Here is a 1,059-nt window from a genome sequence, read left to right as displayed (position 1 = left end):
GAGGTTGCGCGCCGCTTCAGCGACCTGTGCGGCGTCGACATGACGGCCGCGGACATCGTCGCGTTGGCCGAGGGGTGCGGGTTCACGATTACTGCGAACAGCAGTCTCAGCGAGTCGCAGGTCTACGTCCTGATGGGCCCGGCGGGCTGTCGCCGCCAGGTGCCCATGGCGCATGTGATGGGTGACGAGTGGCCCCCACCGCAGCCTCGGCCGCGGTCGATTGCGATGCCGGCGCCGATCGCCTTCCCGCGGCCATCGCCGGCGCGGCCGCAGGGGCGGCAGCGGGATGCCGATCTGTTCGGCTGGCCGGAGACGCCGGCCAGTGAAGCCTCACGTCGTGCGGCCGCGGCGGCCCGGCCGGGACCGCCGACGCAGCGCCCGCTGCTGATACCAGCTAATCAGCGGGGGCGGCAACGTCCTGCTGCGCGCGACAACCGGGCTCGTCGTTCCGTGCGAGTGTCCGGCATGGGCTCACTTGCCCGGGTGCTGATGCCGGTCGAACTGCGCAACCAGGAGCGGATTCGAGAGCACGAAGCCGAGCGGTACAACAACCAGGCGAAGCAGTGGGCGGTCCACGGCTTCACTGACCGCACGGTGCTGCCCTGGCTGGACCTTGGTCTGTCCCCGGTCGAGGCCGGTTACTTGGCGGTCGAAGGCGTAAAACCGGAGCTGCTGAACCGGCTGGTGCCGGTGCCAACCGACGTGATGGCCGCCGTTGTCGCTCTGCCGAAGACGCTGTTGCAGTCGGGCCGGATACCGGTCGGCGTGGTGTGCAAGCTGCTCGAAGAGGCCGGGCTTTACCTTCCGCCGCCGGTGCCGGACCTGAGTCCGGTCACGCCGGCCGCGCCGAAGGCCGATCGGCCGCCGGTGCCAGTGGTCTCCTTCTCTAGCCCGGGCGACGTCGACAACCCGGCTGATCCGGTCCGGCCATCGCGTTCACGGCGCGGCCGGGGTGCGCGGCGGGGCAAGGGCGGATCCTCGGGACGCGCGGCGTAGCCGCCCGATCCGCCCGGGTGGGGGTAACCCGCCAGGAGAGGGGCCATAACTGTATGACGTTCA

Annotated in this window: 1 protein-coding gene; it reads left to right on the top strand. The window is 70.7% G+C overall.

The window, feature by feature from the left end:
- Positions 1 to 39: 39 nt before the first annotated feature.
- Positions 40 to 996 (top strand): hypothetical protein, encoded by a 957-nt coding sequence (locus AB0M20_RS45470; RefSeq protein ID WP_364307895.1) that lies wholly within the window; start codon positions 40 to 42, stop codon positions 994 to 996.
- Positions 997 to 1,059: the final 63 nt, after the last annotated feature.

Origin of the sequence: Actinoplanes sp. NPDC051633, from assembly GCF_040681735.1 — a bacterium.
In the GTDB taxonomy this organism is placed as follows: domain Bacteria; phylum Actinomycetota; class Actinomycetes; order Mycobacteriales; family Micromonosporaceae; genus Actinoplanes.
Note: the sequence above shows the minus strand (reverse complement) of the source record. Positions and strands in the feature narration are given on the sequence as shown.